Here is a 17,082-nt window from a genome sequence, read left to right as displayed (position 1 = left end):
CTTTTACGGAAACCAGCCCACTTTAATTTTAATACAAGCCAAAACTAAATACATATGCTATTAATACGGCAACAGGACCTGTGAATTGTCGAGAGAGGAGAACTGCTGGTACCCCAACTTCAATCGTTTCTGGTTTTGCCTCTCCTAGCGTCAATCCAACTGGAACAAAATCACAACCTACCTGTGGGTTGATGGCAAACAAAGCAGGTAGGGCAAGTTGTGGCGGGATATTTCCTTTGCCGATCTCCACCCCGATTAACACCCCTACTACTTGAGCAATAACTGCTCCAGGGCCTAACATCGGTGATAAAATCGGAATTGCACATATGATCGACAAAACGATTAAACCGATAATATTTCCTGCTAGTGGAGTGACAACATGTGCAATCCAATCACCTATCCCGGTATAGGTAATAATTCCGATAATGGTACTGACAAACGCCATAAAGGGTAATATATTTCGTATTACCATATCAATGGTTTCACGACCGGCTTGATAAAACACCCCTACTACATTTCCCATCGCTCTACCAATCTTGACTAAGAAATTCGATTTTTGTGGGTATATTTCTGCTGCCTTTTTCTTGGCCTCTTCTTTAATCTCTTTCGTTCCTCTGGTTTCTACTGTTGTAGTTGGAGCAGTAGCATCTGTTAGAGAAATATTTTGCTCCGTCACACCAGAGACAAAATTTTGTTCATTTATAAAGGAAGCCAGAGGTCCTGATGGAGATACAGATAACACATCGATAGTCAGTACACCCATTTTTGGATATACACCACAGCGGGCAGTACCCCCACAATCTACCACAACACAAGCCATATTTTCTTTATCTATTGAATTTCGAAATCCATCTACTGCTTCAGCACCGGTTAATTCTGCAATTTTCTGTGCTATTGGATGAATTCCGCCTCCCGTGACGGAAACGATATATTTCTTCTGTTCAGTTGGTTGAATGATTAACCCATCACCCCAACCACCTGCTCCTTTAGTCACTTTTACCGCTGAATAATTAGTCATTTGGATATACCCCTTTCCTTAGGTGGCCTTTTGGATGGATTGATTTTGACGTTTTAGCATCATATTCGTAATCCATTCTGTTACAAGTCCACGGATCAAGATGACGAGAATCCCAACAAGTAAATAACGAACTGCTAATGGTTCTAAGGAAAGTCCTAAGGTCGTTAATCCACTTGCAATGCCCAGGTAAACAAATAACTCAGCCGAGTTTGCGTGAGGGAACAAGCCAGTAATTGGGTGAACAAAGGAAACAGCCGCGTCATAAAAAGCGGGTTTTTGCTTTTCTGGCAAAAACTTTCCAAAGGAATAACACATCGGATTGGTAAGAAAAAAGACAGCTAATATAGGGAAAATCGTATATCGTAAAATTGCATATTTGGTAGTTTTCTGAGCGAAACGATAGATTCGCTCCTCCCCAACAAATTTAATTAAAGCGTTTACAATTACAATCAAACAAATTAAGGTGGGCAGAATCCCTTTTGCTAAGCCCATAAATTGAGCTCCACCCGCTTGAAACATACCGATAAATCCTTTAGCTAGGTGTACTAAAAAATCCATCTTCATCAAACCTCCCCAATTCGATTCATCTCATGAACATAAATCACTCTTTTGCATGTTGTTCTTGTTGATTTTTTTGGTTCACTATTTGATTTGCCGCCATTTGAATTGCTTTGGTTCGATGATCTCTACCAGATAAGGCAAAGAGTTGTTCGATTTTCTTCCCATTTAACTCCTGATTAGAGGTAAATCGAGAAAAAACGGTAACACCTGTCAGTTCTTTTGCATCTACTACCAAACCAGATAAATCCGAGACAAGTATGACCACAGAACCTATACCGAGACGTTTTTTTATCACGCCTACTCCTAGATAACCGGAATCATGAGCAGCACTCATCTTTCGAATGGTTTGTCCATAATGTTTGTTTTGATAATAACTTAAAATCACTTGAAGGACCCATGCAAAAACGAAAAAGATAATCAGTATTCCCCATTGATCCATCGAATCACCCTTTTCAAATGTTCGATTCTATTACATTTGTAAACATTATTATAAGGGATTCACAAAGAAATGAAAACGCTTTATTTTGTGCATAACTTAATTTTTTTCTTCAAATGATTCAATCAAATGGCTGGCAGTTTCATCATCGGTTATCAAAACATCCAAGTACCCGCCTTTTAAAGTAGCTAGTATACTCTCTACTTTATAAACACCTCTTGCAATCCCTATCACGTTGTCGATTTTCTTTAAGTCTTCTAATTCAATTCCTATTCCTCTTTGATTAATAGATACAGTTGCAAGCTCTCCACTCTCCAGAATGTACTTGGAGCTAATATCACCAACTACTTTTGCCTGTCTGAGCTCCTCGATATCTGCATCACTTAAGTAACCTATCTCATACATCGTAGAATGTTCATACGGATTTCCGATGCCCACAATTGCCATATCACACTGCTTTCCTTGTTCCAAAACACTTTCGATAAATGGCAGCCCTGTGAGTCCATCTTTTTGTTCTATAGTTGCTACCATTGCTGGTGCATACAGTGATTCACATTGTCCATTTATTTTTTTAGATAACTCATAGGCGATTTGATTCGCATGTAACGCCACTTCTTTTGGACCCATTCCACCAACTAATGGAATTACATTCACATTTCGCTGTTCAATCGGGTATTCTTTCACCATTTCAAGCAGTGACTTTCCCCACGAAACTCCCAATCGGTTAATGGATCGAAGGGATTTACTCACATAAGCAGCAGTCGCCTTTCCCAGCGCACGTAATGCTTGATCTTGGCTCATATTTTCGGTGGAAGTGATAATTACTTCCCTTAACCCAAACTTTTGAGCAATCTTTTGTTCTCGTTCGATCACATCAAATCCATCGTCCAAAATTGTGACTTTTACGATTCCTTCCTCTTTTGCTTGTTGCAGCATTTTAGAAATAGTAGGCCGAGAAACACCTATTTTTTTCGCAATTACTGCTTGTGTTAATTCTTCTAGGTAATACATTTTTGCTATTTTTATCAGTTTTTTCTTCTCATCATTGTTAATCATAGGTACACCTTCAAATCTACGGAAATAATGTAATTCGATTTTAGTATATTAATGAGCATATTTTTGAGATCACACTAATAAGTTTGCCGGATGTTCAAGTGTATCTACAAGTTGTGTTAAGAAAGCCGCAGCCGGTGCTCCATCAACCGTTCGATGATCAAAAGAGAGGCTGAGAGACATCATTGGTTTCAACACAATTTCACTATTTACTCCTATTGGTCGCTCCTTGATCTGTCCCACTCCTAAAATAGCAGTCTCAGGTAAATTAATGATAGGTGTAAATTGATCAACTCGATACATCCCTAAATTACTTACTGTAAACGTTCCACCCTGAAGTTGATTGGGAATCAGTTTACCTTCCCGAGCTGCACGAGCTAACTTTTTACTTTGTTCGGAAAGTTGAGCCATTCCCAATCTATCCACACCTTGAATAACAGGAACCAGTAATCCATCTGAATGACTAACTGCTAGTCCAATATCGATTCGTGAATTCAGATAAATTTCACCATTGACCAATGTCGCATTCATCATGGGATGATCGCGCAAGGTTACCCCTACTGCTTTGAGAATGATCTCTGTGTATGAAATACGCAATCCTATTTTCTCTTCAATAATAGGTAACAATTGTTGACGCAATCGAATTGCTTCACTCATATCTACTTCACTATGCAAAGTGACATGAGGAGCTTGCGAGATGCTTTGTTTCATACGATCACCAATTATTTTTCGCATCCCAGTCACCTTGAATGTTTCCGTGTCTTTCTTGTGCTCTACTTTTTGGGCTAAATCTTCATAAGCTACACTTGGTAATGTATCAATTTGATTATCTATATGTGCTTTTACATCCTTGCGATGAATTCTCCCGTTTGGACCTGTCCCCTGAATCTCTGTCAGCTGCAAATCATGTTCACGGGCAAGTTTGCGGGCAGAAGGTGTGGCACGTGATTTTCCCCCATTTTTTTCTTTCTTTTCGGTTACAGGTTCCTCTGATTTCTTATCTTCTGTTACTTGAGAATTAAGTTGAGAGTTCATTGTAGGTTGTGAAAATTCACCTACTTCTTCTCCTTTTTTTCCAATATAAGCAATTGCTTGATTAACAGGAACTTCTTCTCCTTCTTCATAGAGAATTTTAAGCATAGTTCCTGTTTCATAAGCTTCTACTTCAATATTAATTTTATTGGTCATCACTTCTAGAATAATATCACCAGCTGTAACCTCTTCTCCCTCTTGAACTAGCCACTTCATGATAGTACCTGTTTCCATGGTCATCCCAAGTTTGGGCATAAACACTTCTTTGGCCAATTTTACACCTCTTCTCCCCGTTGGAGTGTTCGTTTAACGGCGTTTATGATGTCCGATACTTGAGGTACAGCATGCTTCTCTAGTTCTGGATTATAAGGAATAGGGACTGCTTTTCCCCCTAAGCGTTCAATCGGAGCATCCAAAAAGTCAAATGCATCACTCTCCACGATCACACTCGCAATCTCTGCGCCAAATCCAGCACGTTTTACTGCTTCATGCACGATTACTACTCGACTGGTCTTGCTTACTGAAGCAATGATGGTCTCCTCATCTAAAGGAACTAGCGTACGAGGGTCAATTACCTCGATCTCAATTCCTTCTCGCTCTAATTGTTTTGCTGCTTCTAATGCTTTATGAACCATAATAGAAGTAGCAATCACTGTTACATCTGTTCCCTCTCTTTTAATTGCTGCTTTCCCTAAAGGGATCCGATAAAGTTCTTCTGGTACAGGCTCTTTCATTCCATAAAGAAGTTTATGTTCATAAAAAATGACTGGATTATCATCTTCAATCGCTGAAATCAAAAGCCCTTTTGCATCATAGCTACTAGAAGGTTGAACTACTTTCAATCCAGGAATATGAGCCATCCAAACTTCTAAACTTTGAGAGTGTTGTGCAGCTGCCCCTGTTCCAGAACCACTTGGAGTACGTAAAACCATTGGTACTTTCCCTTTCCCACCATACATGTAACGAATTTTAGCTGCTTGATTAATGATTTGATCCGTAGCTATGGTAATAAAATCAGAAAACTGTAATTCTAGTATCGGACGCATCCCAGTTAACGCCGAGCCAACTGCCGCTCCTGCTATACCTGACTCTGATATAGGTGTATTACGAATCCGCTTGGGGCCAAATTCTTCAATCAGTCCTCTAGATACTCCAAATGCTCCACCATACACTCCTATATCTTCTCCAAGCATAAATACATCTTCATCTTCATGCATCTTTAACGAAATCGCATCTCTTATAGCCTCTGAATAGGACATATCTTTTGTTTTCATACACCTTCACCCCTTTATGCGTATACGTCCAATTCTAGTGATGTTAGTGAAGGAGCTGGACTTTTTTCTGCAAACTCAACTGCTGAATCGATTTGTTCTCTCGCTTGTAATTGAAGCGCTTCCAATTCTTCCTTTGCCAAAAGATTATCAGAGATAATTCGATTAGCTAATAGTTGAATCGGATCTTTTTCTTTTCTCCAATACTGTTCTTCTTCTTTGGTTCGATATTTTTTTGCATCACTTTTTGAGTGACCTTTCCAACGATACGTTTTTGCCTCAATCAAGGTTGGTCCATTTCCTTTCCTTGCTCTAGCAACTGCTTTTTCGGTTGCTTCTATGACTGAAAATAAATCGTTTCCTTCAATGACTTTTCCTGGTATACCGTAGGCACTCGCGCGATCTCCTATGTTCTCAATATTGACCATTTCTTTGACTGGTCCAGACATACCGTATTGGTTGTTTTCACAGAAGAACACAACGGGTAGTTTCCAAATAGAAGCGAGATTGAGAGCCTCATGAAAACTTCCTTCATTTGCTGCGCCATCTCCAAAAAAACATAGTACTACGTAACCGAGGTTTTTCATCTTGGAGGTCAAAGCAGCACCTACTGCAATCGGAATGCCACCTCCTACAATCCCATTTGCACCCAGATTCCCTTGATCAACATCAGCAATATGCATGGAACCTCCTTTTCCTTTGCAGTATCCTGTTTCTTTTGCGAATAACTCAGCCATCATACGGTTGACATCTGCACCTTTGGCTATACAATGCCCATGTCCACGGTGCGTACTGGTGATTTTATCTTCATTTTCTAAGACATAACAAGCTCCTGTTGCAGTAGCTTCTTGACCGACACATAGATGTGTTGTTCCATGTATAGCTCCACGGGCAAAAAACTCATCGACTTTTTCATCGAAATAACGAATAAGCCACATCTGATGATATAGCTTTCGCATTTGATTCGTTGATAATGATGGTGGAATCTTGGTTGTTATCATATTCATCCTCCTATTTCTCCATAACGAATCCGTTTGTTACATTTGTTCTTTATAATTACATTTGTAAATATCATATGATAGAAGATACACAACAGTCAAGTAGGGGTCACAGTACATGTCTTAGCTTATGGGCATGAGGTAGAACCAGCAACTGATCAACGAACTCTAATTTGCCCAAGAAATGTAAAATACTTGATGAACTAGAATAAGAATCTTGTTATAAGAAAACCACTTGATCTCTATGCCATAGAGATCAAGTGGTTTTCTTATTGCTATTTATCTAATACGAAGTGAGGAAACTACATCATTCCATGATCTATTCTTGCTTAGCTTTTTCTTGGTGAAATTGGCGTATTTCCTTGGTCAATGCCCATTTAGTACCTTTCATTTCAAATGAGAGATAATCGTTTGATCGATAAAACCACGAAGTGGCGGACGACGCAGGTCGCCCACCACTTTCTTTGGTCATACCATGTTACGTAAGCTCATTCTTGTGCTTTTCAGCGTATGCAATGGCCTTGTCGTAGTTATCCATGGCGTCCTTACGAGTCTTGCTATATCCAGCTCGAACCATTTTCTCAGGACCCGCACACACCATGTAAACTTCACCAATATGAGTACCATTATCTCCGAACGTCGAAAAAGCGGCCTCATAATCTGAGAACTGCTTCACAGCAAGAACGATCTTCTTCCTGTCCGATTCAGACCTCAGGTTAGCACGCTTCACCATCTGGATCAGCTTCTTCTGTTCAGCCTCGTTGCCCACAAGCTTAGCCATGGTTGACCTTTCTCTCTGTGTGTACAGGAAGTTCTCCTTCCCTGTTTATATTATAGATATCTCTACTAATAGAAGCAACTCTATTCTAAAAAACAAATACCTCGATAAAACCACCTGGCTTCCTAGGGAGTGAGACGTTTACTGTACAAGTCGTAGGATAGGATCCTTTTTACCTCATCTGATACTAGGAGTCAATAAAGTAGAAAAGATCCTTATTGTCAAGATTACCCAAAATAAAATTTAAAGTCCACACAGAAGAATCACTGCGTGGACCGATTCGTATCAATTACAAATCACGGAAGGAATACCCATAGATTTTTTGTACTATCTAGTTTTTATAAATGATTTTATAACATTGCCTCAAATATAAAGCTATCCTTCCCCTAACAAACAAATAAAAAATGCTCAACAAAAGTTCTAAATAATTAGCATATCTTTACTACTTATAAACGAGCACCACTTAGAGGGATTTTGGTTCTGTTAGGCTGCTAGATTACTGCCCGATGAACGCGACGAATTTCTAAATCGAGCGTCTCCACAGGGGAAGAATAGTCTCGGAACTGAACAGCGATTCCGTTCGTAGTCCGAGACTCCACACAGTTCTATCCATCATAGCTTTAACGGAACTTTTTAGTCTCTCCTAAAAACATGAATCCCTCCAAATCACTCTCTTTTCACCATCCTTGTGATAGCGTTCTCTTACTACACTTTTATTATTATAAGATAACTAAAAAACTATATATTATGAATATTACATCTATCAAACAATTATCTCCAAGCAAAGATGTGTCGTTCATATAAAACTACTTCTCTTATTTTAATTCCTCCGTTATTTATATTTCTCACTATTTAATAAACAACCGTAATATGTCATCTAATCGATTCAGTGTTGATTTTGCCCCTTCTACTGCTCCATACTTTTGAACTACTTCATCTCGTTCTTCCACGGAGTTTAAATACTTTTTCATCGCTACTTTTGTTTGATTTTCTTGCTCAGCAAAATGAACGATTACTAGATTCTGGATAGAAAGGGCAACCACTCATAAAAAAGTCAATTTCTCTTTCGATCATTTATACACGAGTACACGCATGAGAGTTTCAAGAGGTCCACTTATCTTATACTTTTCTAAAATGCTTGCCGTAACTACGGATAAAATCCATATCGAAATAGCAACAAAAGTGACACCAGTATTATTTAATATCCCCCCTAAACCGAGTGAGACAGGTGATAATAGAATGACTAGCAATATCTCATTAAAAACAAAAAATGTAAGCGACCTCCTCCCTAATGCATTTATTGAATTTGTTACCCAACCCGGTTCTTTTATCCGGTTACCAAGAACCCCAAATAATGCTGCATATCCAATTCCACCAACCGTACCAGTTATGACTTGAATACCATAGAGGACACCCGCTAAAAACAGACTCGGCCCCCATAATTCACCAACAAAAACAAAAGGCAAAGCGCCTAGAATAGAAATTAGAATCCCAATGATAGCTATCATTTTTAATTTATTTTGCTGATGCGAGTTCGTTAATAAATGTATTCTTCCGAACCAAATCCCTATTAGCACAGAGGGAAGGATAGGAAAAAGTAAATGAATGAATATAGGAATATAAGGAAAATAAACAAGGGCTTCCATGAATGATTGCAAGTAATAATCATTTCTAGAAAACTCCGAGCTAAAACCATAGCTGCCATTGTCTTCTAAAAGGAATCCCCACAAAAATGGAATATATAGGATGAATACAGTTGTGACGATAGTTGTTGCCGTCATTAAAGTTTTATTATCACGTAATAGCAACCATCCTACCAAAAGACCAGCAGAACCATAAGCCATTAATATATCTTGCCCACCGATAAACACAGCTAATATAAATCCAAACAAAATCAAAAAGAAAGAACGCCGTTTCATAACTTTTCTTGCCTCTATTTTAGATTTTCCCTTTGACAATTGTTTGTCGAACATGAATACCAATCCGTAACCAAATAACACAGCAAATAAGGGGCGGGAACGGTTATCGATAAAAATTTCACCTATTGAATTTAAGAGTATATCTAAAATACCCACACTTTCCGGACGACTAATCATCCCTGGTTCAGAAACATATAGAAATAGGGGTGCATGAGCTAATGCAATTAATAAAAGCATAAACCCTCTCGCTAGGTCGAGTGAAATGGATCTCATCTTCGTAACTTCGCTTCTTTGCTGTCCCATATCGCTCTCTCCCTCTATCTTTTATGACAATTTTTCCTTGACTCGTCTCTAGGTGCAATACGATGATCGTATAAAATGGCGACTTGTTTGCTTTAATCCAGTACTTATAACTTCCTTGATTAAATTTACTCTCTACATGAGTCAGCATAATGCTCAGCCATCATAAACATGTCCAAGTATATATCACATTGATTGTTCGATTAAAAATTTGATCATCTAATCAACAGAATACCATGCGACCAATCAATAGGCAACCTTTTAGAAAAAACATCTATACAGTTGGAAATGGTGCATTTCGATATGCAAGACCCCAAAAATGAATATACCCTTTCAGCTTAAGGATACTGAAAGGGTTTCACACAAAATTTTCTAATTGCAAGCAGCGTTTACCTGCCAACAATGATTATTGCATTTATACATATCTAGTATTTCTAGCATTGCACATCTTGCACGTATATTTTTTACCGACAATATAGCTCCTTTGTATATAGAAAACAACATACTTTTTTACATGATTCCTTTGATTATGCAAATCTTTCCATGAAATTCTATTCCTATCACTATTTATTTCTTACTGTGAATACTCGTTAGTCTTTTTGCTTCTATTGAGTCAATGCATTTCCTGTCCTTCATCATAAATATCCCTTTTTTCCTGTCTTTTCTTATCTATACCTTCAATAAATTTATTGTACCACGATCATTTGCTACAATTTTCCCATTTACTTTAGGCAAACTCGTTTGAATATCTGTAGAAGGATTTTGGAAATTTTTAATAAATGGGCGATAATCTTCTGCAGCGAAGGAATAGAGGAATTGCAAATACTTCTCTCTTGTACAGGTAGTAGGGACTTGTTCAATCGCACCGCGAATGGCCGCCTCATTATAATTTTTGCCACTATATTTTCCTAGATACACAAGAAAATCACGTTCTTTTTCTCCAAATTCTCCTTCTGATATAGGCTGCATGGGTTTACCATATTTCCCTTGTTCAAATTGTTTTGAATTTACACTTGAATTAGAAGTCTCGGAAACAAACACTCAATAGAAGACCAATCATTAATATTCATCTTTTTCCTGCCCTTTTTCATATAAGTGAGGAAATATAGTAATATTTCCACTTGAGCAAAAATGGATACAAAAAATCCCAAGCGAGCGAATCTGGAATAAGGTGTTAGTGAATTGTTTGACTAAAGGAGTAATAAATTTGGGTATATAAAAAGGTTGAAGGAAAAAAACGCAACAGACTATACATTTATTTTTGTATAGTCTGTTTGATCTTATGGAACCTTGTATATGCTTAAACATTATTCGCACTGCTCTATCCGAATGACAAACTTCATCATGGGATAGAGCCTATTACCTCCTTCTTTTGGGAAGGGGGCAACATTCCCTTGCGGGGACTACAGGAGGTTGGAGTAGACAGTCGCCTCCCACTGCTTCCTCTCTTCGTCCATCAAGGCAAGGAGGACACCGTCCTCCACCTTCAGCCACCAGTTGAAGATCCGCACGCGGGAGTTCTCCCGGGGGGTCTGCACCCAGTAGGGGGTGGGATTCTGGTTGACCTCCGACTCGACGCGGAAGCACGTACCATCTTCCGAGAGGGTGACCTCATGCCCGTCGAACACGAACACGATCTCGGTACCCTCCACCTTGATGGTGGTACCGTTCTCGGTGTTGAGTGCCAGCTGCTGGGCCATGACATCCTCCTAGAGGTGTTACGACAACAATTATCTTTAGTATAAAGATAACAATTTATTTTTTCAATAGTGACTCTTGTGAATCTTAATTGGTTACTCGACGCTTGAATAAATTTACAATTGCATAAAAAAGAAAACATGGGCCTCCCTTTGTAGAAAGCTATAAGTTCCTACACCAATAACTCTGCAAAGGAAGAAGAATCATGTCTCGTAAGGTTAGCTTACCACTTCAGGAAAACATTCAACAGTATCTAAAAGATCAGCGTTTCGATCTTCAGTTTTCCAAGACAGCCCTACGACACATGGTCATTTTTTGAATGGAGCTACGGAAAAAGGCTTTTCTGGAACCTTGACAGATTTGCATGACCTTAGTTATGAGACATGCCATCGGACTACGCTGTCCCATTTTCTTCACAAAGGGGTTTGGAACGATGGATGGCTAGAAAGATGGATTCCCAGACAAAGCATCACTCAGATACAAGTGCATTCGAAAAAAACAGGTTTTCCTATTTATGTCCTTCTCGATGACAGTCTCATGAAAAAAAAAAGAAACCTTCATCCCTTGCTACACAGGGCATAGAGGGAACGGATTTTTCATTTTTCTCACGTGAAGGGGAAGCCCATCCGGGGACATAATCTCGTTATGCTCTTCCTTCGATGTGGAAATCTTCACCTTCCGTTCGCTGTCGGATCTATAACAAAGATGGAGTGAGCCGAATTAATCTGGCGAAAGAATTGATCCAGTTGCTTCCTGACTTCGATCTTCCAGCTTATTTGCTAATGGATACATGGTACACCTGTGTTTCCTTGCTCGATGCCGCTTCTCAAAAGGGTTTACAGGTAGTAGGGGGACTCAAAATTAACCGTATCCTATATCCAGTCGGAGTTCGTACCAAAGCGAATGAATTTGCCTTGCACATACCTAAATCTGAAACCCACCTTGTGACCGTGGGATGATTTGTACTATGTTTACCAGTATGAAGGCTCTCTTAACTACCTCCCGAATGCCATCGTCCTCTTTTGTTGGCCCAAGGGAAAGTTTGGTGACTCCAACTCCCTTCGCCTGTTTTTGAGTACGGATGTAGCACTAACTAGGAATCCTTACTTCACCACTACTCTTGCCGCTGGGCAATTGAAACGTTTTTCCAAACCATGAAGTCCATGTTTTTCATGGAACGATACCAGATTCGCTATATTTCTGCGATTCGTCGTTTTCTTTTGCTCTTGTTGCTGATCTATCTCTATTGTGAAGCCCACCCCAGGGGCTAACCCAGGATGGAAGCCATGTCTCACAAGGACTCTCTTCTCTTAGGAAAGAACGAAAACAAGAGATCATTGACTGGATCTATGCTTAAGCTCAAGAAGGCACACCTTTACCAGAAGTGAAGAGGTTACTTTGTGATGCTTAATCATTGATTTAGATATTTCTGTAAGTCGATTTGCTCAAGTAGAGGTAATATTCTATATAAGGAAGAAACTCTTGTTAATACGTTTCTCTATTTATATATACTGCTATCTTTTCAATCGGAAAAGAAATTGAACACCTAATTATTTCCTTTTTTTTACATAAATGGATCCTTTTAATCTTTTGCATTGTATTTATTTCTTTTATTATATGGATACGAATGAAAAACTTTAAGCTTTCCATTTTTTAATTCGAATTCGTGAATAGAAGAGGAGACTATATGGAGGAATTCGGAAAAATAGTAAAGGGATTAGCGCGAGGGATAGCACTAGTTATATACTTTCCATTTTATTTCATCTACAAGGTCATAGAGTGGATATGGATTTATCTAATCATGACACCTTGTCAGTGGCTATGGATTCATATACTTGAACCTGTTATTCGCTTTATCCTAAAATACATAATTGGATATCCGCTTTATTATGTGATCTGGTTACCACTAAGTTGGTTGTGGCAATATGTGTTGCTGCCTGTGCTGTTATTCATCTGGCGTTATCTATTTGTTTGGGTTTGGTCTACTATTCTATATCCTGTCATCTATTACATCATCATTTATCCGATTGTTTGGCTTTGGAAACATGGGATATATGCTATTTTCAACTGGATATGGAACGAAGTTATTGTAGTAGTCGCGCACTGGTCATACGTTGCAGTTGCATGGTTATTCCGTGTAATAGGGCAAGGATTATATTATATATTATGGATTCCCATTAGATGGATCACTATTACCCTCATATGGATTCCTTTGAAATGGATTAGCGTGAACTTGATCTATCTCCCGTTGAAGTGGATATATCAACATATAATTGCACCACCTTTTCGATGGTTGCACAACCATATTTGGAAACCAACCGCTACTTGGTTTAAGGATATTTTCCAATAAACCATAATGAAGCCATCCTTTACGGGATGGCTTCATTGTTAACCTTCTAACCAATTATAAAAAGTAAAATCTGATGCGGGTCGTTTTGTCTGGACAGGAGCTTCTGCTTGTCTAAATCGTTTAGAAAAATGTACAGCTTGTTCTGCAGTCCGGATCTGATGTCTTTCCCATTCCATCAAGATACGATCCATGTATCGCACTGACACCTTTTCACAATAAATGGCTTCACGTAAAGCAGTAACAATTAATTCTTCTGGGTAAAAATCTTCATCCAGCCACTTGATAATGTGTTCACACTCATTTGGAGATAATGGTCTACCAAATTCCTGTTCCATAAGATGAAAAATCGATTGATATTGCTCATCCGAATCTATTTGGATTTGGGTGTAATCTTCTTCCTCTTCTTCAATACTAGCTATGAGGCGCTCATAGATAAGGGAAAGATCATAACCCTTCTCTCCTTTTGAACCGATTCCAACCCAACCATCCTTTGATAGTTTCGCTACCATATCAGCTATCTCTTGAATGGTTAAATTCATGCGTGAAGAAAGCTCTTGGAAAGTAGGTGCTGCGATTTTTTCCTTCTCTTGAAAAATAAGAAGCTGGGTCAAAAGCAAAACTTCCGTTTCGCGTAAACCAAGGCGTTTATACTCTGTAAAAAGGGCAACAGGTAACGTGATGGTTCCTTTTTGTAGAAGCTGAACCAATGTGGTACGCATCTTTTCGTTTCCTTTCATTTGCAAACCCCTTGTCAGTAAAATCTTATGGATACATCCGATTTAACATTCTTGGAAACGGTATGGTCTCTCTGACATGGTCCAAACCACAGATCCAAGCCACTGTTCGTTCCAAGCCTAGTCCAAAACCGGAGTGTGGAACAGTACCATATCTACGTAAATCCATATACCAAGCATAATCTTTTGCAGGAAGTTCATGTTCTTGGAAACGTTGCTCCAGCAGTTCTGGATCATCGATTCTTTGGCTTCCTCCTATGATTTCTCCGTATCCTTCTGGAGCGATCATATCTGCACATAAAACAACTTCTGGGCGATTTGGATTTGGCTTCATATAGAATGCTTTGATTCCCGTTGGATACTCTGTAATGAATAAAGGACGATCAAATGCTTCTGCTAGTAAAGTTTCATGAGGTGCACCAAAATCGTCACCCCATGTAAAATCAACACCGGCTTTTTGTAGTATGTCTACAGCTTCATCATAAGTAATACGTGGGAAAGGAGCTTTGATCTTTTCTAATTTGCTTGTATCTCTGCCCAGCACTTTTAACTCCAACTTGCAATTTTCCAGAACCGATTGAACAACATGTTCAATCAGCTTTTCTTGAATTTCCAAATTCCCTTCATGATCGACAAAAGCCATTTCTGGTTCGATCATCCAAAACTCAATCAAATGGCGACGTGTTTTCGATTTTTCTGCACGAAACGTAGGACCAAAGGAATAAACTCGCCCCAAAGCCATTGCAGCTGCTTCCATATACAGCTGTCCACTCTGAGTGAGATAGGCATCTTCTTCAAAATATTTGGTGTGAAATAAATTTGTCGTTCCTTCACAAGAAGATGGGGTCAAAACTGGAGGATCTACCAGCGAGAAACCATCTTTGTCCAAGAATGATTGAATCGATCGAATAATTTCCGCACGTATTTTAAGGATGGCTCGCTGTCTTTCGGATCGAATCCACAAATGACGATGGTCCAACAAAAAATCAACACCATGTTCTTTGTTTGCAATTGGGTACTCTTGGGCAATATGTATGACTTCCAAATTCGTAACATCAAGCTCGAAACCTGAAGGTGCTCGGTCATCCTCTCTCACTTTTCCCCAAACATAGAGAGAGCTTTCTTGGGTTAGACTTTTTGCATTATCCCAAATCTTTGTATCCACTTGGTTTTTGACCAAAACACCTTGAACTGTTCCTGATCCATCACGTAATTGTAAAAACTGAATCTTACCGCTGGACCGTTTGTTATACATCCAAACTCCCAGTTTGACTTCTTCTCCAATATGTTCATTTAACTTCGCAATTGTTGTTATCATTCGACAATCCTCCAACCGTTCATTTACGTAAATTTAATTATACTATGTTCACAAACAGACAACAACGATGACAAATTTTGATTTCTTTTTTTGGTAGAATATCGTATAACAGGAGTAGCATATTTTTGGAGAGTGATTCAACTGAGAAAATCATGGAAAATTACTGCAACATTGGTCTTATTTCTTTTTCTAACTGCTTGTCAGCTTGTTCGAGTCGATAATGCAGACGAAAATAAACAAAAACAAAAACAAAGCACACCACCTCCGCCACCAAAGGTAACGGTATCTGCTATCGGTGATGTGATGATGCACGAACCTCAAATCAAATCAGGTAAAACCGGAAACACTTATGATTATCGCAAATTTTTTAAATCTGTAGGTCCATATTTATCCTCTACTGATTTAAGCGTTGCAAATTTGGAAGTCACATTAGCTGGGCCAAGCAAACCATATCAAGGTTACCCACAATTCAATGCACCAGACCAAATTTTGGATGCGTTAAAAGATAGTGGAGTGGATGTATTAACGACTGCTAATAACCACTCCAATGATACTGGAGAAAAAGGGGTAATACGTACCTTCAACACTGCTAAAAAGAAAGGTTTCCATGTTACAGGAACCGCTCCTTCTCCAAATGAACGTAAGGGGATTGTAGTAGACAAAAATGGTATTAAATTAGGTTTTCTAGCCTATACCGAACATACCAATGGTTTACCAGTAGCCAAAGGAAAATCTTATTTGGTCAATTTAATTGATCCTGTCAAAATCGCAGCAGATATTAAAGCACTCAAACAGCAAGGTGCAGAATTTGTCTTTGTTTCCCTTCATTGGGGTACCGAATATCAACGCACTCCAAATGAATTCCAGAAGAAAACTGCTCTAAAAGTACTGCAAGCTGGGGCTGATGTGATTTTAGGAAGCCATCCCCATGTACAACAACAAGTAGAAAAAATGGTTGTAAACGGTCAAGAGAAACTAGTGGTCTACTCTATGGGTAATTTTATATCCAATCAATCTGATCCATATACGGATTTGGGAGTCATCATGTATTTTGATATTATGAAAGATCCAAAAACAAATAAAGTAAAATTGACCAAAACCTCTTTCTTACCCACTCTTGTGGATAAATATAAAAAAGGAGGCAAGACGGAGTACCTTGTCGTTCCACTACCAACCAAAACTCCTAGCAATCCAGCTGCAAACCCTAGAATTACGAAAAAGAAATGGGAAAAATCGTATAATGATGTTCATTCCATCATCACAAAAGCAGATAGTTTCCCTGTCATGGTTAATAAATAAAAAGAACTGCCCTTGGTCTGAACTCAAAAAGTTAGACATAAAATGAAAAGGCATGAGTTCGGTATTAAACCGGACTCATGCCTTTTCATTTTGTTTTCATTCGTTGTGATTGTAATAGTGAATATAGCCCTCTTATTCTTGCTGGAAGTAATCTATACTCTAAAATTCTGTTAAGTACAGCAATTCGCATTTTTAATAATTCAAAGAAATTCTCCATTTGATTATACGATGATGAATGCCCTATCCTTCACTCTGCTCAGGGTTGAGATGAGATCGTATCAGCATACCTTGATAGAACTTGTAACATAATGGAAAAA

The 17,082-nt window shown here is 38.7% G+C and carries 18 protein-coding genes; 4 read left to right on the top strand and 14 right to left on the bottom strand.

What is annotated here, in order from left to right; all coding sequences use genetic code 11:
- Positions 1 to 28: 28 nt before the first annotated feature.
- The 12 genes from srlE to GSM42_RS01095 form a co-directional block, all read right to left on the bottom strand.
- On the bottom strand, positions 29 to 1,018 hold the full coding sequence (gene srlE / locus GSM42_RS01150) for a PTS glucitol/sorbitol transporter subunit IIB (RefSeq protein WP_160799409.1): 990 nt from the start codon (positions 1,016 to 1,018) through the stop codon (positions 29 to 31).
- A gap of 18 nt (positions 1,019 to 1,036) precedes the next feature.
- Entirely contained in the window at positions 1,037 to 1,576 is a 540-nt protein-coding gene (gene srlA / locus GSM42_RS01145; RefSeq protein ID WP_160799408.1) for a PTS glucitol/sorbitol transporter subunit IIC, read from the bottom strand.
- Positions 1,577 to 1,619: 43 nt separating this feature from the next.
- A complete protein-coding gene (locus GSM42_RS01140) occupies positions 1,620 to 2,018 on the bottom strand; it encodes a transcriptional regulator GutM (RefSeq protein WP_160799407.1) in 399 nt (132 codons plus the stop codon).
- A 96-nt stretch (positions 2,019 to 2,114) separates the two neighbouring features.
- Positions 2,115 to 3,071, bottom strand: coding sequence for a sugar-binding transcriptional regulator (locus tag GSM42_RS01135; RefSeq protein WP_202404708.1), 957 nt, complete (start codon positions 3,069 to 3,071; stop codon positions 2,115 to 2,117).
- A 69-nt stretch (positions 3,072 to 3,140) separates the two neighbouring features.
- Positions 3,141 to 4,373: a dihydrolipoamide acetyltransferase family protein gene (locus GSM42_RS01130; protein WP_160799406.1), complete on the bottom strand. Its 1,233-nt coding sequence runs from the start codon at positions 4,371 to 4,373 to the stop codon at positions 3,141 to 3,143.
- A 2-nt stretch (positions 4,374 to 4,375) separates the two neighbouring features.
- On the bottom strand, positions 4,376 to 5,374 hold the full coding sequence (locus tag GSM42_RS01125; RefSeq protein WP_160799405.1) for an alpha-ketoacid dehydrogenase subunit beta: 999 nt from the start codon (positions 5,372 to 5,374) through the stop codon (positions 4,376 to 4,378).
- A gap of 14 nt (positions 5,375 to 5,388) precedes the next feature.
- Positions 5,389 to 6,372, bottom strand: a complete 984-nt coding sequence (locus GSM42_RS01120; RefSeq protein WP_275402103.1) for a thiamine pyrophosphate-dependent dehydrogenase E1 component subunit alpha — start codon at positions 6,370 to 6,372, stop codon at positions 5,389 to 5,391.
- Positions 6,373 to 6,847: 475 nt separating this feature from the next.
- Entirely contained in the window at positions 6,848 to 7,150 is a 303-nt protein-coding gene (locus tag GSM42_RS01115; protein WP_160799403.1) for a hypothetical protein, read from the bottom strand.
- Between the two features lie 845 nt (positions 7,151 to 7,995).
- The gene (locus tag GSM42_RS01110; protein WP_160799402.1) at positions 7,996 to 8,190 is read right to left on the bottom strand and encodes an SRPBCC family protein; all 195 of its coding nucleotides are present in this window, start codon (positions 8,188 to 8,190) and stop codon (positions 7,996 to 7,998) included.
- A gap of 27 nt (positions 8,191 to 8,217) precedes the next feature.
- Complete coding sequence (locus tag GSM42_RS01105) at positions 8,218 to 9,369, bottom strand: DUF418 domain-containing protein (protein WP_237446413.1); 1,152 nt, start codon at positions 9,367 to 9,369, stop codon at positions 8,218 to 8,220.
- 666 nt (positions 9,370 to 10,035) lie between these two features.
- A complete protein-coding gene (locus tag GSM42_RS01100; RefSeq protein WP_237446412.1) occupies positions 10,036 to 10,407 on the bottom strand; it encodes a hypothetical protein in 372 nt (123 codons plus the stop codon).
- A gap of 362 nt (positions 10,408 to 10,769) precedes the next feature.
- The gene (locus GSM42_RS01095) at positions 10,770 to 11,066 is read right to left on the bottom strand and encodes a hypothetical protein (protein ID WP_160799400.1); all 297 of its coding nucleotides are present in this window, start codon (positions 11,064 to 11,066) and stop codon (positions 10,770 to 10,772) included.
- Positions 11,067 to 11,723: 657 nt separating this feature from the next.
- On the opposite strand from GSM42_RS01095, the gene GSM42_RS01090 reads away from it, so the two are divergent.
- From GSM42_RS01090 to GSM42_RS01080, 3 genes are all read left to right on the top strand, one after another.
- A complete protein-coding gene (locus GSM42_RS01090; RefSeq protein WP_160799399.1) occupies positions 11,724 to 12,023 on the top strand; it encodes a transposase in 300 nt (99 codons plus the stop codon).
- Between the two features lie 195 nt (positions 12,024 to 12,218).
- A complete protein-coding gene (locus GSM42_RS21250) occupies positions 12,219 to 12,335 on the top strand; it encodes a hypothetical protein (protein WP_420820953.1) in 117 nt (38 codons plus the stop codon).
- Positions 12,336 to 12,751: 416 nt separating this feature from the next.
- Entirely contained in the window at positions 12,752 to 13,414 is a 663-nt protein-coding gene (locus tag GSM42_RS01080; protein WP_160799398.1) for a hypothetical protein, read from the top strand.
- Between the two features lie 38 nt (positions 13,415 to 13,452).
- Here GSM42_RS01080 and GSM42_RS01075 read toward each other — a convergent pair whose 3' ends face one another.
- On the bottom strand, positions 13,453 to 14,151 hold the full coding sequence (locus GSM42_RS01075; protein WP_160799397.1) for a DnaD domain-containing protein: 699 nt from the start codon (positions 14,149 to 14,151) through the stop codon (positions 13,453 to 13,455).
- Between the two features lie 25 nt (positions 14,152 to 14,176).
- The gene (asnS, locus tag GSM42_RS01070; protein WP_160799396.1) at positions 14,177 to 15,466 is read right to left on the bottom strand and encodes an asparagine--tRNA ligase; all 1,290 of its coding nucleotides are present in this window, start codon (positions 15,464 to 15,466) and stop codon (positions 14,177 to 14,179) included.
- Positions 15,467 to 15,598: 132 nt separating this feature from the next.
- Between asnS and GSM42_RS01065 the strand changes: the two genes are divergently transcribed.
- The gene (locus GSM42_RS01065; RefSeq protein ID WP_160799395.1) at positions 15,599 to 16,765 is read left to right on the top strand and encodes a CapA family protein; all 1,167 of its coding nucleotides are present in this window, start codon (positions 15,599 to 15,601) and stop codon (positions 16,763 to 16,765) included.
- The last annotated feature ends 317 nt before the right edge of the window (positions 16,766 to 17,082 follow it).

The sequence above is a fragment of the Shimazuella alba genome, assembly GCF_009831235.1.
GTDB classification, from domain to species: Bacteria; Bacillota; Bacilli; order Thermoactinomycetales; family Thermoactinomycetaceae; genus Shimazuella; species Shimazuella alba.
This window is presented reverse-complemented; position numbering and strand designations above follow the sequence as displayed.